Annotated in this window: 23 protein-coding genes and 1 pseudogene; 16 read left to right on the top strand and 8 right to left on the bottom strand. The window is 65.2% G+C overall.

Annotation, left to right across the window (positions count from 1 at the left end):
* Nucleotides 1-41: 41 nt before the first annotated feature.
* Nucleotides 42-1,094, bottom strand: a complete 1,053-nt coding sequence (locus QUE25_RS01145) for an App1 family protein phosphatidate phosphatase (protein WP_286266776.1) — start codon at nucleotides 1,092-1,094, stop codon at nucleotides 42-44.
* Between the two features lie 78 nt (nucleotides 1,095-1,172).
* Here QUE25_RS01145 and QUE25_RS01140 point away from each other — a divergent pair, with 78 nt between their 5' ends.
* Both QUE25_RS01140 and QUE25_RS01135 read left to right on the top strand, forming a co-directional pair.
* A complete protein-coding gene (locus QUE25_RS01140) occupies nucleotides 1,173-1,760 on the top strand; it encodes a DUF5998 family protein (RefSeq protein ID WP_286266774.1) in 588 nt (195 codons plus the stop codon).
* A 2-nt stretch (nucleotides 1,761-1,762) separates the two neighbouring features.
* A complete protein-coding gene (locus QUE25_RS01135; RefSeq protein ID WP_286266771.1) occupies nucleotides 1,763-2,917 on the top strand; it encodes an alkaline phosphatase family protein in 1,155 nt (384 codons plus the stop codon).
* Nucleotides 2,918-2,964: 47 nt separating this feature from the next.
* Here QUE25_RS01135 and sepH read toward each other — a convergent pair.
* Nucleotides 2,965-4,245: pseudogene (sepH, locus tag QUE25_RS01130) on the bottom strand (septation protein SepH); the annotation flags it as partial.
* A gap of 190 nt (nucleotides 4,246-4,435) precedes the next feature.
* Between sepH and QUE25_RS01125 the strand changes: the two are divergent.
* A complete protein-coding gene (locus QUE25_RS01125) occupies nucleotides 4,436-4,732 on the top strand; it encodes a DUF4193 domain-containing protein (RefSeq protein WP_286024288.1) in 297 nt (98 codons plus the stop codon).
* Between the two features lie 133 nt (nucleotides 4,733-4,865).
* On the opposite strand, the gene QUE25_RS01120 is transcribed toward QUE25_RS01125, so the two are convergent.
* The gene (locus tag QUE25_RS01120) at nucleotides 4,866-5,141 is read right to left on the bottom strand and encodes a DUF4235 domain-containing protein (RefSeq protein ID WP_286266762.1); all 276 of its coding nucleotides are present in this window, start codon (nucleotides 5,139-5,141) and stop codon (nucleotides 4,866-4,868) included.
* An 87-nt stretch (nucleotides 5,142-5,228) separates the two neighbouring features.
* On the opposite strand from QUE25_RS01120, the gene dut reads away from it, so the two are divergent.
* The 4 genes from dut to QUE25_RS01100 all read left to right on the top strand — a co-directional run bounded on the left by dut (nucleotide 5,229) and on the right by QUE25_RS01100 (nucleotide 10,143).
* Nucleotides 5,229-5,687 carry a dUTP diphosphatase gene (gene dut / locus QUE25_RS01115; RefSeq protein WP_286268459.1) on the top strand — a complete coding sequence of 153 codons (459 nt, stop codon included), beginning with the start codon at nucleotides 5,229-5,231 and terminating at the stop codon, nucleotides 5,685-5,687.
* Nucleotides 5,688-5,721: 34 nt separating this feature from the next.
* Complete coding sequence (locus tag QUE25_RS01110) at nucleotides 5,722-6,534, top strand: DUF3710 domain-containing protein (protein WP_286268458.1); 813 nt, start codon at nucleotides 5,722-5,724, stop codon at nucleotides 6,532-6,534.
* 98 nt (nucleotides 6,535-6,632) lie between these two features.
* On the top strand, nucleotides 6,633-7,775 hold the full coding sequence (locus tag QUE25_RS01105; protein ID WP_286266760.1) for a class I SAM-dependent RNA methyltransferase: 1,143 nt from the start codon (nucleotides 6,633-6,635) through the stop codon (nucleotides 7,773-7,775).
* Between the two features lie 463 nt (nucleotides 7,776-8,238).
* Complete coding sequence (locus QUE25_RS01100) at nucleotides 8,239-10,143, top strand: phosphoenolpyruvate carboxykinase (GTP) (RefSeq protein WP_286266758.1); 1,905 nt, start codon at nucleotides 8,239-8,241, stop codon at nucleotides 10,141-10,143.
* Nucleotides 10,144-10,228: 85 nt separating this feature from the next.
* On the opposite strand, the gene QUE25_RS01095 is transcribed toward QUE25_RS01100, so the two are convergent.
* Nucleotides 10,229-11,695, bottom strand: a complete 1,467-nt coding sequence (locus QUE25_RS01095; RefSeq protein WP_286266756.1) for an NAD-dependent succinate-semialdehyde dehydrogenase — start codon at nucleotides 11,693-11,695, stop codon at nucleotides 10,229-10,231.
* A gap of 54 nt (nucleotides 11,696-11,749) precedes the next feature.
* Nucleotides 11,750-12,469 (bottom strand): SDR family NAD(P)-dependent oxidoreductase, encoded by a 720-nt coding sequence (locus QUE25_RS01090; RefSeq protein ID WP_286266753.1) that lies wholly within the window; start codon nucleotides 12,467-12,469, stop codon nucleotides 11,750-11,752.
* Between the two features lie 194 nt (nucleotides 12,470-12,663).
* On the opposite strand from QUE25_RS01090, the gene QUE25_RS01085 reads away from it, so the two are divergent.
* The 5 genes from QUE25_RS01085 to QUE25_RS01065 are packed head-to-tail and all read left to right on the top strand — an operon-like array spanning nucleotide 12,664 to nucleotide 18,402.
* Nucleotides 12,664-14,874: an alpha-ketoacid dehydrogenase subunit alpha/beta gene (locus tag QUE25_RS01085; RefSeq protein ID WP_286266751.1), complete on the top strand. Its 2,211-nt coding sequence runs from the start codon at nucleotides 12,664-12,666 to the stop codon at nucleotides 14,872-14,874.
* A 17-nt stretch (nucleotides 14,875-14,891) separates the two neighbouring features.
* Nucleotides 14,892-16,172 (top strand): dihydrolipoamide acetyltransferase family protein, encoded by a 1,281-nt coding sequence (locus QUE25_RS01080; RefSeq protein WP_286266750.1) that lies wholly within the window; start codon nucleotides 14,892-14,894, stop codon nucleotides 16,170-16,172.
* Between the two features lie 13 nt (nucleotides 16,173-16,185).
* Nucleotides 16,186-17,187 carry a zinc-dependent alcohol dehydrogenase gene (locus tag QUE25_RS01075; protein ID WP_286266748.1) on the top strand — a complete coding sequence of 334 codons (1,002 nt, stop codon included), beginning with the start codon at nucleotides 16,186-16,188 and terminating at the stop codon, nucleotides 17,185-17,187.
* Nucleotides 17,187-17,711 (top strand): VOC family protein, encoded by a 525-nt coding sequence (locus QUE25_RS01070; protein WP_286266746.1) that lies wholly within the window; start codon nucleotides 17,187-17,189, stop codon nucleotides 17,709-17,711. Before QUE25_RS01075 ends, QUE25_RS01070 begins: the two co-directional genes overlap by 1 nt.
* Nucleotides 17,712-17,718: 7 nt before the next feature.
* Nucleotides 17,719-18,402 carry a GntR family transcriptional regulator gene (locus QUE25_RS01065; protein WP_286266744.1) on the top strand — a complete coding sequence of 228 codons (684 nt, stop codon included), beginning with the start codon at nucleotides 17,719-17,721 and terminating at the stop codon, nucleotides 18,400-18,402.
* A gap of 3 nt (nucleotides 18,403-18,405) precedes the next feature.
* Here QUE25_RS01065 and QUE25_RS01060 read toward each other — a convergent pair whose 3' ends face one another.
* Entirely contained in the window at nucleotides 18,406-19,251 is an 846-nt protein-coding gene (locus tag QUE25_RS01060) for a TetR/AcrR family transcriptional regulator (protein WP_286266741.1), read from the bottom strand.
* 55 nt (nucleotides 19,252-19,306) lie between these two features.
* Between QUE25_RS01060 and QUE25_RS01055 the strand changes: the two genes are divergently transcribed.
* Nucleotides 19,307-19,783 (top strand): flavodoxin family protein, encoded by a 477-nt coding sequence (locus QUE25_RS01055; protein WP_286266739.1) that lies wholly within the window; start codon nucleotides 19,307-19,309, stop codon nucleotides 19,781-19,783.
* Nucleotides 19,784-19,830: 47 nt separating this feature from the next.
* A complete protein-coding gene (locus tag QUE25_RS01050) occupies nucleotides 19,831-20,598 on the top strand; it encodes an SDR family oxidoreductase (protein WP_286266737.1) in 768 nt (255 codons plus the stop codon).
* Here QUE25_RS01050 and QUE25_RS01045 read toward each other — a convergent pair.
* The gene (locus QUE25_RS01045; RefSeq protein WP_286266735.1) at nucleotides 20,595-22,451 is read right to left on the bottom strand and encodes a siderophore-interacting protein; all 1,857 of its coding nucleotides are present in this window, start codon (nucleotides 22,449-22,451) and stop codon (nucleotides 20,595-20,597) included. The two genes, QUE25_RS01050 and QUE25_RS01045, sit on opposite strands and share 4 nt — an antisense overlap.
* A gap of 118 nt (nucleotides 22,452-22,569) precedes the next feature.
* Here QUE25_RS01045 and QUE25_RS01040 point away from each other — a divergent pair, with 118 nt between their 5' ends.
* Entirely contained in the window at nucleotides 22,570-22,770 is a 201-nt protein-coding gene (locus QUE25_RS01040) for a DUF6767 domain-containing protein (protein ID WP_286266733.1), read from the top strand.
* 28 nt (nucleotides 22,771-22,798) lie between these two features.
* On the opposite strand, the gene QUE25_RS01035 is transcribed toward QUE25_RS01040, so the two are convergent.
* The gene (locus QUE25_RS01035) at nucleotides 22,799-23,083 is read right to left on the bottom strand and encodes a DUF4342 domain-containing protein (RefSeq protein WP_286266731.1); all 285 of its coding nucleotides are present in this window, start codon (nucleotides 23,081-23,083) and stop codon (nucleotides 22,799-22,801) included.
* Nucleotides 23,084-23,347: 264 nt separating this feature from the next.
* Between QUE25_RS01035 and acnA the strand changes: the two genes are divergently transcribed.
* Nucleotides 23,348-26,017 (top strand): aconitate hydratase AcnA, encoded by a 2,670-nt coding sequence (acnA, locus tag QUE25_RS01030; RefSeq protein WP_286266728.1) that lies wholly within the window; start codon nucleotides 23,348-23,350, stop codon nucleotides 26,015-26,017.
* Nucleotides 26,018-26,019: the final 2 nt, after the last annotated feature.

Below are 26,019 nucleotides of genomic sequence, written 5' to 3'. Positions count from 1 at the left end.
ACGACTTCTCCTGCTAGCTTTCCCTGTGCGACATGCACACCCTAGTCGGACTGGTCGGATTCGATCGCCCGCCACACCTGCGGAGCGAGATCGTCTCCGTCGACCCCGGAGACCTGCGTGACCGCGGAGGGCTCCCATTCGAGGTCAGCCGAATCGCGCAGCACCGTCGCGGTGCCGTGCGCCAGGATCTGCTCGGTGGACGAAAGCCGCCGGATCGCGATCAACTCCACATGCTCGGGCCGCAGCTCCGCGAACTCGCGGTAGATCGCCGGATCGTGCTGGCCGTCATCGCCGACCAGCACCCACTTGATGTGCGGGAAATCCCGAGCCAGCTCGGCAAGCGCACGGCGCTTGTGGTTGGCACCGTTGCGAAACCAGCCCGTCTGAGTCGGACCGAAATCTGTCAGCAGCATCGGACCATCGGGAAACCCATGCCGCTTCATGAACCGGCTGAGGAACGGCATGGTGTTCCACGCCCCCGTCGACACGTAGACGATCGGAGCTCCCGGATGCTCGGCGAGCAGCTTCTGGTACATGCGGGCCATGCCCGGCACCGCCTGGCGGTTGCCTTCGGTGAGCACGAACGAGTTCCACGCGGCCAGCAGCGCACGCGGTAGCCAGGTCGACAAGATGGTGTCGTCGATGTCGCTGATCAGCCCGAACTGCTGAGCTGAATCAACGACCTGCACCGGAGCGGTGGCGTCCGGCGCCTCCGCGGTACTGAGCGTGACCTCCTGCCAGCCACCCTCAAGCGCTGAGCCCTTGACCGTCACGTCGATGTAGCCGCTGCGGTCGGTCACCAGCTCGAGGTCCTCGTCGCCGACCTTGACGGTCACCGGCCGGCGCGGCACCGGGGCGCTGATGAAGTTGCGCCAGCCGCGCTGGTGCAGGAACGCCTCGGCGTACATCCCGAAGTAGCTGCGGGCTCTGACCGGACGCAGCACCAGGCGTCCCAGCACGCGCACATGATCGGCGCTGCCGTAGCCGGTGAACGGGATGATCGCCTCCCGCCATCCGCGCTTGCGCAGGAAGCGGGCGACCCTGTCGGTGATGAAGTCGTCGATTCGTGTACCGACGAACTGTTGCGACTCCATGGGCTCCAGCGTAGCGACCACGGACGGTCGCGTGGGACCTCCAGCGTGCGGATGGCCGTCTAGTGGCAAGATGATGGGGTGAGGCGAGAAGTGAAGACCAGCCCCGGCCAGCTCCCGGAACCGCTGCAGACCCAGATCAACGACTGCGGGTTCTTTCCCCAGCTGGTCGCGGATTCGGTTGCACTGGCCCTCGGCAGGGAGCCCGTGGATGTCTTTCTCGTCCACCATGAGGCCACCTTCGCTCCCGAGGGAATCGGCCGTCATCTGTCGGTGCTCGTGCTGACCGCGACCAGGTTGATCGTCTGTCACACCGATGAACACACCGATGATCCGGCCAACGCCACCGCCATCAGTTCCACCGAGTCCGTACCGCTGCGGCTGCTCGGCGCGGTCGCGCTCACCCGGGTCATCTCGCAGCCCGAGCACTTCGGCAGCGCGGGCGCCCAGACCGTGGAGACCTGGTTGACGCTCAGTTGGAGCACCGTTCGCAGGATCGATCTGGAGCCGGCAACCTGCGGCGACCCATCGTGCACGGCCGATCACGGTTTCCAGGGATCGGATGTGGCCGAGGACATGGTGATCCGGATGAGCCCGGTCTCCGATGGCGCCGAGAACGTTCAGCGACTGGTCGAGTTCGGCACGGCCCTGCAGCAGCGGGTGCACTGACGGTGGCGCGCATTCAGCTTCCCGACTACGGCAGATCCACTCTGACGGAGGTCTTGCCGGCCGTCGCGTCACATCTCCTCGCGGGGCTGCCGGGGCTACCGGGCAATGCCGAGGACTGCCGTGACGTGCTCGGCATACCGCAGGCCCGGCGTTACGTCATGGTCATGGTCGACGGGCTGGGCCACGATCTGCTGATCCGGCAGCGGTTTCGGGCCCCCTATCTGGGCAGTCTGCTCGAGGGAGCTATCGGGCTGACCAGCGGCGTACCGTCCACGACCGCCACCTCGCTGAGCTCGATCGGTACCGGGACGGTTCCCGGACGCCACGGCATCGTCGGCTACTCGTTTCGTGCGCTGGGCGAGATCATCAACGCTCTCACCTGGGACGACCGGCTCGATCCACTCACTTTTCAGCCGCAACCCACCTGGTTCGAGAAGCTGGAGGCTCATCCGCAGATAGCCGTCAGCACGGTGTCGTTGGCCAAGTTCGAGGACTCGGGTCTGACACAGGCCGCGCTGCGGGGCTCTCGCTTCATTGGTTTGATCGACGAGAACGACACCAGCCTGCGCATCGAACAGATCGTGGCGGCCTCGAGGGTGGGAGAACGGTCGTTCGTCTATGCCTATGAGCGCCGGCTCGATCATGCTGGTCACGGCATGGGGTGCCTGTCGGAGGCATGGAATCAGACCCTCGATGAGATCGATGCCTGGATCGAGCAGCTGCGCAGCGCGCTCGATCCCCAGACCTGCCTGATCGTCACCGGTGATCACGGCATGGTCGATGTGCCGAGCAACCACCAGATCGTCATCGAGGACACGCCGGTGTTAACCAACGGACTGGACCTGATCGGGGGAGAGGGACGGTTGCGCCAGCTCTACTGCGATCGTCCGGACGAAGTCGCCACGCGATGGCGACGCTGGCTGGGGGAGCGGGCCATCGTCCGCACCCGTGACGAAGCAATCGACGAGGGCTGGTTCGGGACCGTCGATGACCGCATGCGGGACCGTATCGGGGACGTTCTGGTGGCGTTGCTGGGGGACTGGGCAATCATGACGCTGACCCGGCCCGGCGAGCTGACACTGGTGGGCCAGCACGGTTCACTCACACCCGAGGAAATGCGCGTCCCACTGCTGATCGATCAGCTCACCGCCGACTGAGGCCGCCGTCCGGGTCAGGGGCGGACGGCGCCTCCGCAGGTCGGCGGTCAGTTGGACGGATCCGATGGCGGCGGAGCGCCGAACATGATCTCGTCCCAGGTGGGCACTGACGCGCGCTTGCGTCGCTTGCGCGGTTTGGGAGTTGTCTGCTCCTCGGGGCCGCTCACCAAGGCGTCCTGTTCGGGCTCGGCCGATGCCTGCTCGGCATGTGCGGCCGCCTGGGCCGGCTTCGGTCTCGGCGTGGCCGGCTTGTGGGTCGCCTTGGCCCGCGGCGTTGCCGCTTTGGGGTGGGCGCCGGCCCGGGAATCCGGTGCGGCTGCCGACTCCGGCGGGGTGGCTGCGGACTGAGCCGTCTCGGCATCGGTGGGTTGCTTGTCAGGTTCGGCCGGCTGATCGGCGGCTGGGGCGACCTCGATGGGCTCACCCGCCACGGAGGCAGTCCGGCCACGTCGCCGGGATCGGGGATCGCTCGGCCTCGGCCGCTGGGCTGAGCGCGGCTGCGCCTCGGGCTCAGGGTCGGGCGGCGGGCTCACCGGCTGGGTGAGTCCGGTATAGATCCGCACGGAGTCCTCATTGAAGCCCGACAGCATGTCATAGAGCACGTCCATATCCGAACGCGGATTCGACACGATGTCGTAGACGCCGTCGAACTGCTCCAGTTCGGGATCGACGTAGTCGTCGGGCTCGTCGTCGATGTTGTCCTGGTCGCGTCCGGGAAGCTTGATGATGCGTGCCGCCGGGACATCCGGCAACACGGCCGGGGGTTCGGCGTTGTCTTGAACAACCCGCACGATCGCCAATTCGTCGTGCAGATCAACGGTCGGCTCGGCGTCGGGATTGGGGGTTCCGGGACGCTTCGCCTGGGGCGGACGCTCACCGATGAGTTTCTTGGCGCCGGCATCTTTCGCCGTCGAGTAGCGACCGCGCTGATCGAAATCGAAGTCGGCGTGTTGCTGCTCGCCATTGCTCGGCCAGCTCACCTGGACCGTCCAGCGGCGGTTCTCGTCGCGCCAGGAATCCCAGCGGATCTCCTCCGGGGCGACCCCCTCGGCGGCCAATGCGTCGGCCACGACTTCGCCGAGCAACCGCTGAACACCCGATTCGCGGTGCCTGCGCACCTGCGAAGTACGTGCCAAGGTGGCAGCATGTTCCCGTTCGGCGAGCACCGGGCCCGCATAGGCATCGATCTGCTCGACGGAAACGCCCGCAGCCTGCGCGACCTCCTCGAGAGATTCCCCGCCTCGAATCCGGGCCTGAATCTCGCGCGGCGTCAGTGCGCTTTCCATTCGCCGGTCTCCCTGATGTCGAGCTGCTTGTTGGACGCGCGAACGCGCCCTATCCTTGCCAGGTAAACCTACCCCTCAAGCCCAATGCACGTGCGTCTGCCGCGCCGCCTTGGATGTCTGGGGATTGGGGGCAGGTTCGGTAATTTGTGCCGGTATGGTACAACATGCATCGACAGCCACATGGCTGGCCGTGCAGGACAAGTAAGAATGCATCACATTCCGGAAGGGCACAATGGCTACTGACTACGACGCTCCTCGTAAGTCCGATGAGGAGATGAGTGAGGACTCACTCGAAGAGCTCAAGAGCCGCCGCAATGACAAACAGTCCGGCCAGGTCGACGAGGACGAGGTGGAGGCTGCTGAAGCCTTCGAGTTGCCCGGCGCCGACCTTTCCCATGAGGAACTAACCGTCCGCGTACTGCCGCGTCAGGCCGATGAGTTCACCTGCGCGTCGTGCTTCCTGGTGAAGCATCGCAGTCAGCTTGCCGAGACCCGCGGCGGGCTCGACTACTGCGTCGACTGCGTCTAGTTCTCTCCACCTCTATTCGACCTATTCAACGCGGTCGGACCGGCCGCGCTCTGAAAAAGCCGAACTGCCCGGCCGGTCAACTTCACGGTTGACGGGTCGGGCAGTTCGGCTTCTGACGATCGAAACCTGGCGTTCAGTGCCCGAGGCTGCGGTACCGCTTGGCGGCGAACCGTCGGGTGACTACCTGGGCGACCGAAACACCGACCGCGCTCGCAGCCACCCAGGCGATGGCTGCCACAGCTGAGGCGTCGGGGTCGTTGGGGTCAGGCGGCTCCTGGCCGGTGATCTGCTTCCAACCGCTCCGAATGAGCTTCTGGACGGCGAACGTCGCGACGGCACCCAAAGCCCCCGCGATGATCTTGAACTCAATGCCCGAGGTCGGGTTGCTCTTATCTGCTGCATCGCTCACATCTGACATCCTAGGCCACCGCTGGGCTCGGCACCGTGAACTAACCTTGCACAGGTGAGCGGAGCTGAGCTGGTAGTCCCAATCCGGATGATCGACGATGGGCTGCCTTTGCCCGCCTACGCCCGCGCCGGCGATGCAGGAGCGGATCTGGCCACCGCGGTCGACGTGGTGATCGAGCCGGGGCAGCGCGTCCTGGTGCCGACCGGCGTCTCGATCGCATTGCCGGACGGCTACGCGGGTTTCGTGCATCCTCGCTCGGGACTTGCTGCTCGCAGCGGGTTGACGATCGTCAATGCGCCGGGCACCGTAGACGCCGGCTACCGCGGGGAGATCAAGGTCTGCCTGCTCAACACCGACCAGAGAACACCGATCGAACTGCACCGCGGAGACCTGATCGCTCAGCTGGTCGTCCAGCAGGTGCTGCGCGTCCACTTCGAACCGGTCGACGAATTGCCGACCAGCGAGCGCGGTGCCGATGGCCATGGCTCGACCGGCGGAGTCACGGCCTGGCGGGACGATTCAGGTTCGGCGCCCGCAGCCGGTTAGTCTTGAACCGATTTCTAAAAGGGGACATAACGTGATCTTTGGCCGCAAGAAGCGTAACGACGCTGACCAGGACGACGAGTCGGCTGTCGATGAGGAGACTCTCGACGAGCTCGAGGACGACGCTGAGGCGCACGACGACGCAGCCGCCGAGGAATCGGAGGCCGGCGCGTCCGCTGCCGACGGCGATGAGTCCGATGACGCCGAGGAAGAAATCGACGAGTGGGCGGCACTCGATGCCAGCCGTGACTGGCGTGAGGACGGGCCCTTCGATCTCACCGAGGTCGATCTGGATGCCGACGATATCGAGCGCCTCGATTTCGGTTGTGTGGTGCTGACCCCTTTCGAGGGCATGCAGATGCAGCTGCAGGTCGATCAGCGCACCAAGAAGGTGCAGGCAGCGCTGGTGATGGCCGGCGCATCGGCAATCGAGGTCGCCCTGTTCGCTGCACCGGCCCACACGTCGATGGTGGGAGACATCCGCAATGAGATGATCGCTGCCACTGAGAAGGCGGGCGGCAAGGCAACCCTCGCCGAGGGGCCCTTCGGCACCGAGGTGCGGCGGGTCATCCCCATGACCGACCCCAAGGGCAACAGGGTGGTGCACATCTCGCGCACCTGGTTTGCCGAGGGTCCGCGCTGGATGCTGCGCGGAGTGGTGATGGGAGAGGCCGGCCGGGCGTCGGGTATCGAGGGTGTCTCGGAACTGGTCTATGAGTTCTTCAGTAACGCGGTGGTCCGCCGCGATTCGGAGCCGCGGGTGCCAGGCGACCTGATCCCGATGACGCTGCCAAGCTCGGTGGCCACCAAGGATGCCGGGGCGGAGAAGGCCTCCCGGGCCGAGGGCTGATCCCTGACGCCGATTCATGGTGGATGCCACCGGCCGGCTCAGCCTCTCGTCCGCTGGGTCGGAGCAGTGAGGTGAACACTCAGACCCGAGAAGATGCCATGGCGGACTATCCCTGCGTCGAGTTGGGCCCGATAGCCCACGGCGGTCACTGCGTCGCTCGGCTCGACGGGCGCGTGGTGTTCGTCCGGTACGGCATTCCGGGTGAGCGGGTGCGGGTGCGCATCACCGACGATTCCAAGCCGCGCATGTGGTGGGGCGAGGTCGCCGAGGTCATTGAGGCGAGTCCCGACCGGGTGATCCCACCGTGCCCGGTAGCCGGCCGCTGCGGGGGCTGCGACTTTCAGCATGTTGCGGTGCCTCGGCAACGCGAGCTGAAGGCGCAGGTACTGGCCGAACAGCTGCGCCGGCTGGCTGGACTGGATATCGACGTGACTGTGGAGCCGGTGCCCGGTGATGCCGACGGCCTCGGCTGGCGGACCAGGATGCGCTATCTGGTTCGCGATCATCGGGTGGGCTTGCGAGCCTGGCGTTCGGACGAACTGGTGGAGCTGCCCGTGGGCGGCTGCCGGATTGCGCACCCGGGCGGGCCTGCCGATCTCGGCCGGTTTGCTGGACACGACGGCGAGCTGCAGGTCGTGATATCGGACGACGGCTGCACGGTGCTCGGCCCAGGTGGCGAGCTACTGACCGGCAGCCAGATCGTTACTCAACATGTCGGTGGCCGTGCCTACCGGGTGCGGGCCGACGGGTTCTGGCAGGTGCATCCGGGCGCGGCCGAAACCTTGACCGCTGCTGTGCTCGATGGCTTGAACCCGAAGGCGGGGGAGCAGGTCGCCGATCTGTACTGCGGCTGCGGGCTGTTCGCCGGCGCGCTGGTGGACGCAGGCTGTCGGGTGACCGGTATCGAGGCCAGCCGTTCGGCCATCGAACTGGCCAAGCTCAACGTTCCGCAGGCGCGCTTCCATGCGATGCGGGTGGACAAGGCCGGCTCTCGGCTTGCCAAGAAGACGGACCTGATCGTCCTGGATCCTCCACGTACCGGCGCTGGTGCCGGTGTGGTGAGGCAGCTGGCGGGGCTGGAACCCACAGGGATCGCCTATGTGGCCTGCGATCCGGCTGCGTTGGCGCGCGATCTGGCCACCTTCGCCACCTGCGGCTACCGGCTGGAATCGTTGCGCGCATTCGATTTGTTCCCGATGACCCATCACATGGAGTGCGTGGCAGTCCTTCGTCCGCACTGAGCTGGCGTGGCCTGCCATCGCCCGGATCGAGCAGCAGTGTGCACCGGCAGCTGCCGACGGGACGATGTCTCCCGCGCGAGTCTGCCGGCTGTTCCGAGGCGGGCTGCCTGTCCCTGAGAACGCCCTTAACAGCGCTGTCGGTTGTATCCTGCGGTTAAGCAGTAGCAGCGAAGTTGCTGAGCTCTCGCAGGAACGGCATGTGTCGTCGTGAAGCCGGCCGATCAGCGTCCTGGACAGGTGTCTCCACCAAAGGCGGGAGCAATCTCGTCAATGCCCTGATCGGTGAGATGTCCGGGGGCATTCGACGGTATCTGGACCACGATGCCCGAACGGATCGTAGCGGTCTTGATGGCAGCCGACTGGCAGGAGCGGTTCGTGGCACCTGCCCGCCGTCCGTTTTCAAGCTCCCCGTCGAAACCCCAGGGCCTCGGCTATCGACGTTCATTCGAGCAAAGGAGCTAGCGTGTCCCCACTCAAATCAAGACCTGAGCGATTGAGCCCACCCGAGCTGATAGCTACCGCTGATGATCGGTGGGCCACCAGTGCGCCCCCCAACGCTCCTGAGGAGGTGGTCACCTGGGTTGCTGCCGTCGCCGACCTCACCCAGCCTGACGAGATCCACTGGTGCGACGGGTCCCAGACCGAACGGGACATGCTCTACGACGAGATGGTGGCGTCGGGTGAACTCGTCCGCCTCAACCCCCAGTTGCGGCCGGGCAGCTATCTCGCGCGATCGACACCATCGGACGTTGCCCGGGTCGAGCGCCGCACCTTTATCTGCTCGGAGCGGGAATCCGACGCGGGTCCCACCAATAACTGGGCCGAACCCGCCGCCATGAGAAGAACCCTTGCGGAGGTGTTCGACGGCTCGATGCGCGGACGCACCATGTATGTGATCCCGTTCTCGATGGGCCCCATCGGCGGCGATATCAGCCGGCTTGGCGTGGAGATCACCGACTCACCCTACGTCGTGACGAGCATGCGGATCATGACCTATATGGGCACCGAGGCGCTCGACGCGATCGCATCCGGCGCGGACTGGGTGCCTGCGGTGCACTCGGTCGGCTATCCGCTGGTGGACGCTGATGGCAGGCGCATTCCGGACGTGGCCTGGCCGTGCAACGAGCAGAAGTACATCTGCCATTTCCCCGAGACCCGGGAAATCTGGTCCTATGGTTCCGGTTACGGCGGTAACGCGCTGCTGGGCAAGAAATGCTATGCGTTGCGAATCGCCAGTGTGCTGGCCCGGGATGAGGGCTGGATGGCCGAGCACATGCTGATCTTGAAGATCACTTCGCCCCAGGGACAGGTGTTTCACCTTGCGGCCGCATTCCCGTCGGCATGCGGCAAGACCAACCTGGCGATGCTGCGGCCGACGATCCCCGGCTGGAAAGTCGAGACCGTGGGCGACGACATCGCCTGGATGCGTCCGGGTCCGGACGGACGGCTGTATGCAATCAATCCCGAGTGTGGCTTCTTCGGAGTCGCCCCCGGCACCTCGGAGCGGACGAATCCGACGTGCCTGCACGCCCTGTCCCGCAACGTGATCTTCACCAACGTTGCGCTGACAGACGATGGCGACGTCTGGTGGGAGGGCATGACCCCCGAGCCTCCGGCCCACCTGATCGACTGGCAGGGCAATGACTGGACGCCCGGGAGCGGCCGCACGGCAGCCCATCCCAATGGCCGGTTCACCGTGCATGCCTCGCAAGCCGAGTCGATCTCGGACGACTGGGACGACCCGGCAGGCGTACCGATCGATGTCATCTTGTTCGGCGGCCGGCGGGCTCACACCGTCCCGCTCATCAGCGAGTCCTACGACTGGGCCCACGGTGTCTTGATGGGCGCCATGGTCTCCAGTGAGCAGACCGCCGCAGCCGAGGGCAAGGTCGGCTTCCTACGCCATGACCCGTTCGCGATGCTGCCGTTCTGCGGCTACAACATGGCCGACTACTGGGCACACTGGCTGAGGATGGGCGAGGTGCTGGGTGACAAGGCGCCCCGGATCTTCCAGGTCAACTGGTTCCGGAAGGACGCCACGGGCCGATGGTTGTGGCCGGGGTTCGGCGAGAACAGTCGTCCTATCGAGTGGGCCCTGCAGCGGGTGATGGGCAACGCACAAGGTGCCGAGGCGATCAGCGGACGCATCCCCGCCCCTGGCGAGCTCAACCTCGATGGCCTCGACATCAGCGAGCAGCAGGTTGAGGCACTGTTCGAACTCGATCCGGCGGAATGGTCGGCCGAGGCCGACTCGGCCGAAGAGTACTTCGCGCAGTTCGGCGCCAAGGTACCCAGCGAACTCGAACGCCAACTCAGCAGCCTTCGCGCGCGAATCGACCAGGTCCGCGAGTCGTCCGCACAGTCATAACAGGGACGGACCAACAAGGGAAAGACAAAGCTGTGCCGCGCCCGCAGATCGAGCCGGGCGCGGCACAGCTTTCAATACTGTCGGATCACAAGGGCAGCGCGTAGTACTTGGTCTCGAGGTATTCCTCGATACCCAACTCGGAGCCCTCGCGTCCCAGTCCGGACATCTTGACGCCGCCGAAGGGGGCGGCCGCATCGGAGACGACACCGGTGTTGATGCCGACCATGCCGGTCTCGATGCCATCGCCCACGCGCATCGCGGTGCGCAGGTCGTTGGAGAAGACGTACGCGGCCAAGCCGAAGTCGGTGCCGTTGGCGATGTCGATGGCCTCCTGCTCGGTGGAGAACGTGATGATCGGAGCGAACGGGCCGAAGATCTCCTCCGTCAATACCCGAGCGCCGGGCTGGATGTCGCTGACCACGGTCGGCTGCATGAAGTAGCCGGGACGATCGAGCCGGTTGCCACCGGTGGTGATCTTTCCACCCTTGTCGACGGCATCCTGAATGAGTTCCAGCACCTTGCTGCGCTGGTCGTTGTCGATCAGCGGACCAACGTTGGTGGCAGGATCGAGCCCGTAGCCGACGGTCTGCGCCGCCATCCGCTCGGTGAAGCGCTTCGTGAACTCGTCGGCGATCGACTCATGGACGATGAACCGGTTGCCGGCGGTGCACGCCTCACCCAGATTGCGCATCTTGGCATCCATGGCGCCCTGGACCGCGACGTCCAGATCGGCGTCGGCCAGCACCACGACCGGCGCATTGCCGCCAAGCTCCATGGACGTGCGTAGCACCCGGCCGGCGGCCTGACGCAGCAATCCGACGCCCACTTCTGTCGAGCCGGTGAAGGTGATCTTGCGCATCCGCGGATCGGAGATCAGCGGGCCGGTGGTCGCGCCGGAACGATTCGTTGTGATGATGTTCACCACACCGGCGGGCAATCCGGCCTCCTGCAGGATCTTGCCGAAGAGCAGGGTCGTGAGCGGAGTCAGCTTGGCGGGCTTGACGACGACGGTGCACCCGGCCGCCAGCGCCGGCGCGATCTTGCGGGTGGCCATCGCCAGCGGGAAGTTCCACGGCGTGATCGCCAGCACCGGACCGACCGGAACCTTCTCGGTCAGGATTCGCTTGCCCGAGGCAGGAGCGATGGAGTTGTAGCCCGCGATGCGGCAGGTCTGTTCACTGAACCAGCGCACGTACTCGTTGCCATAGGCCACTTCGCCCAGCGCCTCGTTGAAAGTCTTGCCCATCTCCATGGTCATCAGGGCCGCGAAGATATCCTTGCGCTCATTGATCAGGTCAAAGACGCGGCGCAGCAGCTCGGCACGCTCACGAGGCTTGGTGGCGGCCCAGCTTGCGGCGGCATCGCAGGCGGCGTCCAATGCCAGAACGGCCTGCTCGGGAGTGGCATCGGCGATTTCGGCGAACGGTGCGCCCTTGGCGGGGTTCTCGACCGGGATGGTGCTGGATGTTTCGATCCACTCACCACCGATGAACAGGCCCTTCGGGAGGGCCTCGAGAACCTGCTGCTCGAGTTGTGCGATACGGTCTGACATCTGTTGGTCTCCTGGTAGTCGATCCGGAACTTGACTGCTGACTTTGGTGAATGGCTAACCAGCCATGTAATGACCGCCATTGATGGGGACGACTGCTCCGTTGACGAAGCTTGCGGCGTCCGAACACAAGAACGCGATCACGGAGGCGACTTCTTCGGGACGGCCATTGCGTCCGAGTGGGGTCTCCTCGGCAAGCACGTCACCTTTCACGGCGAAGGTCTCGGCGTTCATGCGGGTGTCGATGAAGCCCGGAGCGACGATATTGACGCGGATCTGGCGGCGACCCACCTCACCCACGATGCTGCGAGCCAGCCCGATGATGGCTGCCTTCGAGGTCGCGTAGGCGGCCTTGCCGGGGCTGCCGCGGCGCCCCGCGTCGGAGGAGAAGAGCACCACCGAACCACCATCGGCCATCAGCGGGAGCAGTTCCCTGTTCAGCTGGAAGACCGCGCGCACATTGATGTTCATGATGCGGTCCCAATGCTCGTCGGGCATCTCGACGATCGGCTCGCGTCCGATGATGCCGGCCGCCGGAATCAGCAGATCGAGGCCGTCCATGGTGGACGTCACGAACTCTCCGAGTCGATGCACCGCGTCGCCGTCGGTCAGGTCGGCGGCGAACGTCTCGACCTGCTCGGCTCCGGACTTGCGGCACTGTTCCGCCGTGATCGCCAGTTTGTCCGCGTCCAGATCGACGAGTACCAGCCGGGCGCCGTCGGACGCCAATAGATGCGCCGTGGCGCGGGCGATGCCGTTGGCGGCGCCCGTGATCACAGCACGTCGATGTTCCAGGTCCCACTTCATCTTCTTGAAGGCCTCCTTGCCCCGCTGGATCCAGCCTAGCCCCGGTTGGAAGAACCTGACCAGACCCCGTTGCCAAGATTCAACTCGATTGGATACAATTCCATCATCTAGTCGGGATGCGCGCAAGTGGCGGGCGCAACCACTCAGACAAACCGGAGAGGTCCATGACACACGAAGAAGTGCTCGTTCCATCCGCACCGTGGAAGCAGGTCAGCACTACCCAGGCCGACTGGGACGCGGCAGATCCGCAGCTACTACGGGCGATGCTCGTCCAAATGCAGATCATCCGCTCATTCGAGGAGATCGCGCTGAAGCTGGCCGGCGAAGGCGCCCTGCACGGCCCGGCGCATTCGAGCATCGGTCAGGAGGGAGGAGCAGTTGGATCCATCATCGGTCTGCGACCCACTGACGGCATCAACGGAACCCACCGCGGCCATCACCAGTTCCTGGCCAAAGGCCTGAACTATCTGCGCGGCACCGACTTCGATCCGGCTCATCCCATCGACGACGAAATACATGCCTTCGTCAAGAAGACCCTCGCCGAGATCCTCGGGCTCGATCAGGGCTTCAGCCATGGTCGTGGTGGCTCCATGCACCTGCAGTGGCGCGAAGCTGGCAATCTGGGCACCAATGCCATCGTCGGCGGCGGCGTGCCGCTGGCCAACGGCTCGGCCTTCTGCCAGAAGTATGCGCAGGCCGATGCCCCCCAAGAGGGCGGATCCGATGTCACCGTCACCTTTTTCGGAGATGGCGCGTCCAATATCGGTTCGACGCTGGAGACGATGAACCTGGCTTCGGCCTGGCATCTGCCGCTGTGCTTCTTCATCGAGAACAACATGTACGCAGTCTCCACAACAGTCTTCGAGGCCACCAACGAGCCGCGACTGTCGGCCCGCGCGTCCGGCTTCGGGATGCCGGCCTGGCGGGTGGACGGCATGGATCCGCTCGCGGTCTACCTGACGATGCAGCAGGCAACCGAGCACCTGCGCCAGGGCAAGGGTGCCGTGGTGGTGGAGGCCGAGGTCTACCGCTACTTCCATCAGAACGGCCCGTTCCCGGGCAGCGCCTTCGGCTACCGCTCCAAGGAGGAGGAGAAGCAATGGCGTGAGCGTGATGCCATCCAGCGCGTCGCCCGCGAACTGATCGCGCGTGGCAACCTCACCCAGGACGTCTTCGACCAGATGGTCGCGACGATCGATGGCGTGATGGCCGGCCTGATGGACGAATTCACCGAGGCCGATCCCGAATCCAAGCGTCCGGCCAAGCGCATTCGTCCCGAGCTGTGGCCCGACCCGTCGTTCGTCGACTACGGCATCCGCGGCGATGCCTCCGAGCTCGAAGCCTGGCAGGTGCTCGAGGACGATCAGGTCACGGCATGGCGTGAGGTGAAGTTTGCCGACGCCGCAGCCGATGTGATGGAACGCCGGATGCACACAGATCCGCGCTACGTCACCATGGGTGAAGACGTACACAAGCTGAAGGGTGGTACCAACGGGGTCACTCGTGGCCTCAAGGCCGAATTTGGCGATCGCATCATGGGCACCCCGATCAGCGAGAACGGCTTCGCGGGGCTCGCCGGCGGCATCGCGATGGACGGACGTTACCGTCCGGTCATCGAGTTCATGTACTCCGACTTCATGTGGGTGGCCGCCGATCAGGTCTTCAACCAGATCGGCAAGGCCCGACACATGTTCGGCGGCGACCACGGCGTGCCACTGGTATTGCGCTCCAAGTGCGCGATGGGTGCCGGCTACGGCTCGCAACATTCCATGGATCCGGCCGGTGTCTATGCCGCGCATCCGGGCTGGCGTATCGCGGCTCCGTCGAATGCCTTCGACTATGTGGGCCTGATGAACGCCGCCCTGGCGCTGGAGGACCCCGTCATGGTGATCGAGCATGTCGACCTCTACGAGAAGATGGATCGGGTTCCCGAGGGCGATCTCGACTACATCATCCCTCCGGGTGTCGCGAAGATCCGCCGCCCCGGCGAGGAGCTCACAATTCTCGCCTATCTCAACATGGTCGACCTGTCGCTCAAGGCCGTGGAGGCTACGGGCATCGACGCCGAGGTGATCGATCTGCGCTGGCTCGACACGGCGTCCATGGACTGGGAGACGATCGGCGAATCGATCAAGAAGACCAACAACGTGCTGCTCGTCGAGCAGGGTTCCCCCGGCCCCGGCTACACCAGCCGCATCGCCACCGAGATCACCGAGCGCTTCTTCGACTACCTCGATCAGCCCGTGCAGCGGGTCTACGGCTCGCAGTCGACCCCGACGATCTCGAAGGTGCTCGAGCGTGCCGCGCTCGCTTACGAACCCGAGATCGAGGCTGGCATCGCCCGCGTCCGCCGCAACCTGGGCCAGCAGGCCTGAACGGAGATCGCTGAACTATGGCTACCGTTGTTCTCATGCCGGCCGTCGTGGCCGACGCCGAAGACGCCGTACTGACGGCCTGGTTGGTCGCCGAGGGCGATCAGGTCACCAAGGGCCAAGAACTCGCCGAGATCGAGACCGACAAGGCGAACGTCGAAGTCGAGGCCGAAACCGCGGGCTCGGTTGGACGATTGCTCGGGTCCCCGGGCGAGCGCATCGCTGTCGGAGCGCCGATCGCAGTGCTGCTGGCCGCCGGTGAGGATGCCTCGGCGATCGCCGAGGCGCTCGGCGAGGAGGCGCCCTCCGCCCCGCCGTCTGGCAACGATTCCGCGCAGCCCCCGGTCCGCCGGCCCGGCGAACGGGTCTTCGCCTCTCCGCTGGCCCGCCGGATCGCCGCCGAACACGGTTTGGACATCGCGCAGATTTCTGGACGCGGACCCCGCGGCCGGGTGGTACGCGCCGATGTCGAGGCTGTCATCGCGGCTCAGGCGCCGGCTCCGACTCCCACCACGGACGCGATCACCGCGGCGACCCCGGTTGTGCAGCCAGCGCCGGCAGCTGTGGCACCACACCACGCCGAAGCCGCGCCGAGTGAGGCCGCACCCGAAGCCGGCGGCGCCTACGAGGACATCCCGCTGACCGGCATGCGCCGGGCCATCGCCCGCCGCCTGACCGAGTCGAAGACGACGGTTCCGCACTGGTACGTCACCGTCGATGCGCGGCTGGATGCGCTGCTGGCCTACCGCAAGCAGCTCAATCAGATCAGCCCGGTCAAGATCAGCGTCAACGACCTGCTGATCAAGGCCATCGCGGCCGCACTGCAGGCGGTGCCTGCGGCCAATGCCGTGTGGAACGGCGAGTCGATCCGTAGGTACTCGACCGTCGACATCTCGGTTGCGGTCTCCACTCCGGTGGGCCTGGTCACTCCGGTCGTCCGGGGTGTGGAGAAGCTGGGCATGAGCGCGCTGGCAACCACCACCAAGGAACTGATCGAGCGCGCCCGTGACGGCAAGCTCAAGCAGAAGGAGATCGAGGGCGGTTCGTTCTCGATCAGCAATCTGGGCATGTATGGCGTGCGTGACTTCTGCGCGATCATCAACCCGCCACAGTCGGCGATCCTGGCAGTCGGGGCCGCCGAGCAGCGGCCGGTGGTGACCGACGATGGTGCGTTGGACGTCGCCACCGTGATGACGATGACACTGTCGAGCGACCATCGGGTGATCGACGGTTCACTGGCAGCCGAGTTCATGCAGGCGCTCAAGACCCGCCTCGAGAACCCCGTGCTGCTTGCGCTCTAGGGAGGGAACGGCCATGAAGGCGGTTGTGAAATATGCCGCCGGCGCCGAGCATGTGGAGCTCCGGGAAGTCCCGGAGCCCATGCCGGGGCCGGGGCAGGCGTTGCTCGAGGTGATCTACACCGGTGTCTGTGGTACCGATCTGCACGTCATGCGCGACGAATACAAGGTGCATCCGCCGGTCGTGATGGGCCACGAGGTACTCGGACGGGTCGTCGGGGTCGGCTCAGGGGCGGATGCGGATGCCTGGATGGGAAAACGCGTGGTCACCGAGACCTTCTTCCGCTGCTGCGAGCGTTGCGAGATGTGCCGGGCAGGCCGCCGCAATATGTGCGAGCAGCGGGAGTCGATCGGATCGTTCCGTGATGGTGGATTCGCCGAGAGGCTGGTGGTGCCGGTGCTGAACCTGCACGAGGTGCCGGCCGGGATCCCCGACGAAATCGCTGCCCTGGCGGAGCCGCTCGCCTGCACCTGTCACGCGTTGCTGCTGCGCAGCACCATCAAGGCAGGCCACAAGGTGCTGGTCACCGGCCCCGGGCCGATGGGCTTTCTCGCGGCGCAGGTCGCCAGGGCCAGCGGTGCTCAGGTGACATTGGCAGGCATCCCCTCCGATGCCGAGAAGCTGACCCGACTCGCATCGAAGGGCATCACCACGACCACGCAGACTCCCGCGGAGCTGAGCTTCGATGTCGGAATCGACTGCTCAGGGGTGGCTGCCGGTGCGTCCAACGCGATGAGAGCGGTCAAACGTGGCGGTGCCTACATTCAGGTGGGCATCTTCGGCCATGAGGTCACGGTGCCGCTGGACGTGCTGATCCTGCACGAACTGACGATGACGGCGGGCTTCTCGCATTCGCCGAGGGCATGGGACCTGGCGCTGGATCTGATGGGGCAAGATGTCGTCGATCTGGCACCGTGCGTCGGCCCGATCTTCCCGATCGAACAGTGGGCCGACGCGCTGGCTGCCATCAGTGACGGCAAGACGATGAAGGTACTGATCGACTCGAGGAGCCGGTGATGGCCATTCCTGGAATCCGGGGCCTGGACCACGTGGGGTTCACGGTTCCCGACCTCGAGCAGGCGCACGAGTTCTTCGTCGACGTGCTCGGCTGCGAGTTCTTCTTCGAGCTCGGGCCCTTCGAGTCAAAGGGCGGCACCTGGTTGTCGGAGCATGTCAATGTCGATGACCGTGCGCGATTCCGTAACCGGCACTACCGGCTGGGCAATGGCTCCAACTTCGAGATCTTCGAGTACGAGCTCGATGGACGCAACGAGCAGCAGCCACTCAACAGCGACGTCGGCGGGTTCCACCTGGCGTTCTATGTGGACGATCTCGACGAGGCCGTCGACTACCTGAAGTCGCGAGGCGTCAAGGTCTTGGGGGAGCCGACCGTCAGCGGTGGCGCGAACGAGGGCCAACGGTGGGTGTACTTCCTGGCACCGTGGGGGCTGCAATTCGAGATGGTGAGTTACCCGGACGGTAAGGCCTACGAGGCGGGACGCGAGCGGCTCTTGTGGAGCCCGGTCCATCCTCAGGATTGAGTCGATCATGACCGAATTGGCCAAGGCGCGCACAGTCCAAGCGTCGCGGATCGTCGATGAACTGCGCGAACAGATCCTGCACGGCGACCGAGAACCGGGTTCGCGTCTGGGCCAGGAGCTGCTGGCGGCCGAATTCGGTGCCTCCCGGATGCCCGTCCGAGAAGCCCTCCGAGCGCTGGAGGCCGAAGGCCTGGTGAAGATCAAGGCCCATTCCGGCGCCTGGGTATCGGGACTCGATCAGGAGGAGTTCGAGCAGTGCTACAAGCTGCGCGAGGTCGTCGAGCCGATGGTGATCGGTGAATCGGTACCGCTACTGAACACCGTGCAGCTCGACCGGATCGCCGAACTGGCCGACCTGATCGACGCCACCGGCGGTGCCAGAGGATTGCGTTCCTTCCTCCAACTCGACCGGGAATTCCACCTGCTCAGCTACGCCGGAGCGGCCTATCCATTCTTGACCGAGTTGGTGACCCGGCTGTGGAACACCACCCAGCCCTACCGGCGTGAGCTGGTGCGTTACATGCCCGACGAGTCCTTCCACTCGACCTGCGCCGAGCACCACCTGATCGTGGACGCGGTGCGCAGCCGCGACACCGAGGCGGCCCAAAGCCTGGTGCGCCTGCACATTCGCCGTACCCGCATGACATTGCGGAACTATGGCGAAGTGCTGTGGACCAAGGACGACGATTGAGCCTCAGTTGGTCACCCAGGAGGCTTTCAGTAGTGCGGTGATGTCGGCCAGGGTCGCCTCTGCCCGTGCCAGCTGCGCCTGGTCCCAGACCAGATCCGGATCCGGTTCGAGGTACGACAGAACCAGGCCGGTCAGGGCGAACGCCGGGACCGTCCAGTCCCGCTCGTCCACCCCGTAGGCGGCGAGCCGGAAGGTCGCGGTAAGCAGCTGCGGCCGGGCGCCGAGCTGTACCAAGAACCCGGTCATGAGCGCGCCGGCCGCCTCGGACATCGAGCGGAAACCATTCGCGCCGCTCAGTGGAGGCACCAGCCGGTAGCCGAGCAGCGGGGGAAGCCGGGCATAGACGGCGCTGCGATGATCGATGAACACCTCTTGCATCTCGGCAAGAGCGGTCGCCACCTCCTCGCGCAGCGAGCTGTCCGCCAGGCCGCGGCAGGTCGCATTGAGGGACAGATAGGTAGCCCACTGCGGTGAGGAGGCGATGCGCTCGAAGTCGGCCTGGATACTGATCCGCAGCCCTTCGACGATGACATCTCTGCGCACCTGCGCATCGGTCGCGAAGCTGGGGTTGGCATCCAGCAAAGCGGTCAGTTGAGCTACCTCGGCCTGCGAGTCGACCTCCAGCCGGGTGGCCCGCACTGCCGACACGAGGACGTCGGCCAAGAACCGCTGTTTGTTGGGCCAGATCCGATAGGCGGATGCGCGTGACACACCGGAGGCGCGGATGATCTCCTCGAGCGACAGATGCTCCAGGCTCACGGTCATGCCGTGCTCGGTGATCTGGCTCAGGGCCGTGTTCAGGACGCGTTCGCGCGGAGTGACCCCGCCCTGTTGACTGGCGCTACTCATGAGACATAGTGTTTCACATGAAACACGATGTCTCAACCGCGAGAAGGGTAATGCCATGCGTATCGGAATCGTTGTCGAGTCATATTGGGGAAATACCGCGCAGGTCGCGGAGGCCATCGCTGCCGGTGCGCGCCAGACGGGTGCGCAGACGGTGGTCTGGAGTGCCGCGCAGGCCCCCGCCCAGATCGCTGACGTGGATCTGCTGCTGGTCGGGGCGCCCACTCATAACTTGAAGCTGCCGAGCTCGTCCTCACGACGCATCGCCGCTCGCCGCGGCATCGACGTGGACAGCTCCGGTGTGCGGGAGTGGATCGCGTCCGCCGACCTCTCGGGTGTGCCCACGGTCTTCACCTTCGACACTCGGGTATCGCTTCATTCGGGCTCGGCGGCCAAGGACGCAGCCAAGAAACTCAAGCGCAGGGGTGCTCACGTCGAACAGGGTGAAGGATTCTTCATCACTGGTGATACCCCCGTGCTGCAGGCGGGCGAGATCGAGCGCGCGAAAGAATGGGGATCGCGGCTGGCCTGCTAGGTTTCAAGTCACAAGTCGTCTGAGTCTCGTCGGCAAGGGGAGCGTCAATGGCCGAGTCGGTACTGGATCTGTTCAAGCTGGACGGTCGTCGTGCGATCGTCACCGGTGGTGGGCGCGGGATCGGGCAGGCCATTGCCCAAGCTCTGGGCGAGGCCGGCGCGCAGGTAGCGCTCGTTTCCCGCACCGCGCAGCAGCTCAAGGCCGCGACCGAGAAGGTGCCGAACTCGGTGGCGGTGGCCGCCGACGTGATGACCGTCAATGCTGCTGCTCTGCTGGATGACTGCGAGGACGGCCTTGACGGTCCGATCGACATCATCGTGCACGCGGCCGGCTTCCAGCATCGCGAAGCCGCGGTCGATTTTCCCCGCGAACAGTGGGAGCGACTGCTCCAGGTGCATCTGACGGCGCCCTTCGTAATCAGCCAGGAGCTCGGCCGCCGGCAGCTGGAGGCCGGGCGGCCAGGCAGCCACATCTTCATCGGTTCGCTCAACAACTACCAGTCGGTGGTGCCCGATATCGTCGCCTACGCGGCCGCCAAGTCCGGAGTCGGGGGAGTGATGCGGGCGCTCAGCAAGGAATGGTCGGGCAAGGGCATCCGCTGCAACGGCATCGCTCCCGGATGGGTGCATACCGAACTCACCGAGACACTGTTCTCCGATTGGTCGAGAGCCAAGTCGATCATCGCGCGCATCCCCATGGGACGACTCGCCGAGCCCAGCGAGCTCGGCTCGGTCGCGCTCTTCCTGGCCAGCGATGCATCCAGCTACATCACCGGCCAGATGCTGGTCGTCGATGGCGGTTGGACGACGTCCTAGCCCTCATCCTGCGGCCTGCGGGGCGCCAGGCTGACCAGCGTGAATCCCCAGCCCAGCGTCTCGCCCCGCATGCCCCCCAGCCCCGCCGCAGCGAACAGCGACGCATACTCGCCGTGGTCACGAGATCCACCACCGAACAGGCCGAAATCAATGAGGTCCTCGGCGTAGTCGTGCGGATAGGCCCGCTGCGCATCGAAGACCTCGGTCAGGACGAGAATTCGTCCGCCCGGATTCAGCCCGTCTGCGATCGCGCGCAGGTGCCGGGCAGCATCCGCGTCGGATGAACCGTTGAGTACGTTGACGAGCAGGACCGCATCGGTCGGCTCCGGCGCATCGCCGGCGTCTGCCGGAGCGCACCTGACCCGTTCGTGTGCTGGCGCGGATGCTCGCAGCACCTCGATCTCGGCCGGGGTCGCAAGCACGGTGACCTGCAAGCGATCGTGCTCACGCACGAGCACGGACGCGATGACCGCCGCCCCCAATCCCATCACCGCGAGCGAACCCAGACCCCGCAACTCGGGTGAGTGGGCCAGTGGACCGGCCAGGTAGCCGGCCTTGGTGGCCTCATCTGCGATCCGTTCGGCCACCACTGCGGGCTCGGTTAGCACGGTCTCGGGGGCTGCATCGCTGAACCAGGCGGACCCGCCGTGGCGCCCCGATTCAACGGCGTCGGTCAAGCAGAGCAGGCCGGCCAACTCGCGGAGCGCATGATCGGCAGCGAAGTCCAACTCCCCGGCAAGATGGTCATTGTTCAGCTCGGCGCCGAAGTCGGTGAGTCCGTAGCGTCCGTCCGCGGTGCGGGAGACAAGTCCCAGACTCGCCAGATAGCGCAGCAGCTTGGCGATTCCTGTCTCGGGCGCGGCTGTCTGCGCGGCGATCTGGCCCGAGGTGCGCGGTCCTGATTCCAGTGCGGCTGCCAGTCCCATCGTGATGGCGGTGCGGATGGCGAATCCCGGTACGATGTCGGCCAGTTTCTGCAGTTTCAGAGTGTGGGTCGCGGTGCTGCCCAGGACATCCAGGCCGCCGGTGTCCTCGGCGTGCGGCTGGCGGCGCCAGTAGCCTGTCACGTCCAGCTGCGCCTTCGGCAGCTGCTTCTCGTGGCGCAGCCAGCGGCGGATCGGCGCCAACGTGAGGGATTCGCCGGCCAGCCAGACGAAGACCCTGCCCTCCCACCACGGCGCAGCCCGGACAGCGTCGTGAAGGAGGCTGGTCGTGCCGGCCGGTGCCCCGTCGCGGACCAACCAGGTCAGCTGGACGCCGTCGGGCTGGGTGAGTTGCTGCCTGTGCGATTGTTCGGCGACCTCGATAAAGATCTGCCCGGGCACGCCGTGTGGCCAGTTCTCGAGCCACCGTCCGATCGCGGGCAGAGCTGTCTCGTCACCGGCGGCCAGTATCCAGTCAGCGCCCTCGGGCTGGCCACTGGAGGCCTTTGGTCCGGCGATCTGTACCTGCTCGCCCGGCTCGACCGTCTGCGCCCACCGGCCGGCAGGTCCCGAATCGTGCCTGACGACATCGACGTCGATCTCGCCGGCCGCGGGATCCCATCGGCGAACGGTGTAGGTCCGTGCCACCAGCAGGGGATTGTCCATCGGCCAGTTGAGCACCCCGTCGGCCTGAGTGGGTGCGACCACGACGTCGGCGTCCGGGTGCTTGAGAATGATCTTGAATTCGTCGTCGAAGCCATCGGAGCGAAACGCCTGCACCGGATAGCCGGTATCGGCAGTGTGGGCCGCCAGACCCGGCCCCCCGAGAGTGACTCTGCGCATACCAGGGGTGACATCACTGACGCGCAATACGTCGAGTACTCGGGTGGTGATCGGGAAAACATCGATCGGGCGCAGACTGGAACTCACGTAATCCTCGTTTCTGACGGCGGAGCCCCAGCCTATTGGATACAGCGATGTTGCGAAAAGGCTGCGCGGTTGCCATGCCGAGTTGAGGATCGCGGCGTTCGGACGCACAGTTGAATCGATGACCACTTCGCGAATAAGCACGCCGCGCTGTCCGCTTCGTCCGGACGACCCGTGCAGCCTGTGTCAGCCCGGCGCCAACGGGCCGCAGGACTGCGGACTGGTCTATCTGGTGATGGACGACCCGGAGTTGCGCGAGGTCTATGCCGCCCAACTCAAGCAGCGTCGGGCAGCCCGCCAGCAGTCATCGATTCGGCACTGATCGAACGCATCACGCAGCAACGGGGTGATCAGCGTTGCGGGTCGTCGGTGCGGACGACCTCGACGCGGACCTTGGCCAGCCCTGCCCCGATCGCGGCGATGATCGACAGTACGGGAGCCATCACCAGTGCGATGGCTCCGCCGGCGACACCGACGGCCAGCGGCACGGTCATGAGCTTCCTGCCATCGGGATGGCGGATGATGATGCTCCGGACGGTGGTGTCCTTCCAGAGCTTCTTGATCGCGTCGGTGAGTTGATTGCCGGCGACCTCGAAGTTGTCGTTGGAATCAGCATTGAACTTGTCTTGTGTCATGTTTCGACGTTATCCGCGGCCTGCGCTCAACCGAACCTGTGCGGGCGCATTTAGGGTGTCAATAGGGGTTGCCGCTGTGGGTCTCGGCATGGGCGCGCTGAGCGAGAGGCCGGGACCCGACATCAGGTTAGTGCGGGCTTGCCTTGTCCGGGGGGTCGATGTGGGCTGTTCCGGCCTGAGTCCACCCTCACGATGGGAGGATTTATCTGAAATACCACGAGAGTGGTATCTTGACATCAAGATAAATTGCAGATGGGGAGCAGCATGAGTATTGACAGCTTCGGCGCCAAGGACTCGCTTGAAGTCAACGGCACGACATACGCCTACTACCGGCTCGACAAGGTTCCTGGCCAGGAGCGGCTGCCATACAGCTTGAAGGTGCTGCTCGAGAACCTGCTGCGCACCGAGGACGGCGCGAACATCACGCACGACGACATCGCGTTCCTGGGGGAGTGGGACGCTGATTCGGAGCCGGATCACGAGATTCAGTTCACTCCGGCACGCGTGATCATGCAGGACTTCACCGGCGTGCCGTGCATCGTGGATCTGGCCACGATGCGTGAGGCGATGGCTGATCTGGGTGGCGATCCCTCGAAGATCAATCCGCTGTCACCGGCGGAGATGGTGATCGATCACTCCGTGATCGCCGACGTCTTCGGGTCCCCTCAGGCGCTACGGGTGAACACCGATCTCGAGTACGAGCGCAACCGCGAGCGTTACCAATTCCTGCGCTGGGGACAGACCGCATTCGATGACTTCAAGGTGGTGCCGCCGGGCACCGGCATCGTCCACCAGGTCAACATCGAGCATCTGGCCAGGGTGGTGTTCCCGCGCGAGGTCAATGGCGAGCTGGTGGCCTATCCGGACACCTGTGTGGGCACCGATTCACACACCACCATGGTGAATGGGCTGGGCGTGGTCGGTTGGGGAGTCGGCGGTATCGAGGCCGAGGCGGCCATGCTGGGTCAGCCTGTCTCGATGTTGATCCCACGGGTCGTCGGGTTCAAACTCACCGGGAAGCTGCCCGAGGGCGCCACCGCGACAGACCTGGTGCTCACCATCACCGACCGGCTTCGCAAGCACGGGGTGGTCGGCAAGTTCGTCGAGTTCTACGGGCCGGGCGTGGCGCAGGTGCCGCTGGCCAATCGCGCGACGATCGGCAACATGAGCCCCGAATACGGCTCCACTATTGCCATCTTCCCGATCGATCAGATCACTTTGGAGTATCTCCGGCTGACCGGCCGCAGCGAGGATCAGATCGCGCTGGTGGAGGCCTATGCGAAGGCCCAGGGTCTGTGGTTCGACCCCGAGGTGACTGCCGAATACTCCGAATACCTCGAGCTCGACCTGTCGACAGTGGTGCCGTCGATCGCCGGGCCCAAGCGTCCGCAAGACCGGATCGCCTTGGCCGACGCCCGGCAGGCCTTTGCTACAGCGCTGCCGAACTACGCCAGCGATCTGACCAAGTCGGTGGACGCGGCCATCGGTGAACAGCCGGTCACCCTGTCGAACGGCCTGGTGGGTATCGCCGCGATCACCTCGTGCACGAACACGTCGAATCCGAGCGTGATGGTGGCCGCCGGCCTGGTCGCCAAGAAGGCGGCTGAGAAGGGTCTGCAACGCAAGCCGTGGGTGAAGACCACGCTCGCCCCAGGGTCACAGGTGGTCACCAGCTACCTGGAGCGTGCCGGGCTCACCCCTTATCTGGACCAGCTGGGTTTTGACGTGGTCGGCTACGGCTGCACCACATGCATCGGCAATTCGGGTCCGTTGATTCCGGCGGTGAGCAAGGCCGTGAACAGTGACGATGTGGTGGTCGTGTCGGTGCTGTCGGGCAACCGCAACTTCGAGGGACGCATCAACCCCGACGTGAAGATGAACTACCTGGCCAGCCCACCGCTGGTGGTCGCCTATGCGCTCGCCGGGTCCATGGATCTCGATCTGACCACGGAGCCGATCGGGCAGGACGATCAAGGTAACAGTGTCTTCCTGCGTGATATCTGGCCAACCCCGACCGAGATCGAGGACGTGATCGCCTCAGCGATCGATCCGCAGATGTACACGACCTCGTATGCCGACGTCTTCGCTGGTGACGAGCGTTGGCAAACGCTGCCGACACCCGAGGGCAAGGTCTTCGAGTGGGACGCCACCTCGACCTATGTGCGCAAACCCCCCTACTTCGATGACATGCCTGCCAAGCCGGCTCCGGTCCGTGACATTTGCGGGGCTCGGGTGCTGCTGAAGCTGGGGGACTCGGTCACCACCGACCACATCAGCCCGGCGGGCGCGATCAAGGTGGACTCCCCGGCCGGCCAGTATCTGACCAGTCACGGCGTCGAGCGCAAGGACTTCAACTCCTACGGCTCGCGGCGTGGCAACCACGAAGTGATGATCCGTGGCACGTTCGCCAATATCCGGTTGCGCAACCAGATTGCGCCGGGCACCGAAGGCGGCTTCACCCGCGATTTCACTCAGCCCGATGGGCCGGTGACCACCGTTTACGATGCGTCCGTGAACTACCAGGCTCGTGGCATTCCGCTGGTCGTGCTGGCAGGCAAGGAATACGGGTCGGGCAGCTCACGGGACTGGGCGGCCAAGGGCACCATGCTGTTGGGCGTGAGGGCCGTCATCGCGGAGAGCTACGAACGCATCCACCGCTCGAATCTGATCGGCATGGGCGTGCTCCCACTGCAGTTCCCGGCCGGAACCAGCGCCGCCTCGCTCGGGCTGACCGGGGAGGAAGCGTTCTCGATCTCCGGAGTCACCGACCTCAACGCCGGAATCACTCCCAAGACCGTCGAGGTCACCGCAACCGCGCCGGATGGCAAGACAACCCGCTTCGACGCCATCGTGCGCATCGACACGCCAGGAGAACGCCACTACTACCTCCACGGCGGCATCATGCAGTACGTGCTGCGGGCTCTGAAGGGCTGATC

Origin of the sequence: Brooklawnia propionicigenes, assembly GCF_030297015.1 — a bacterium.
GTDB classification, from domain to species: Bacteria; Actinomycetota; Actinomycetes; order Propionibacteriales; family Propionibacteriaceae; genus Brooklawnia; species Brooklawnia propionicigenes.
The sequence above is the reverse complement of the archived record's forward strand: the minus strand, read 5'-3'. Positions and strand labels throughout refer to the sequence as shown.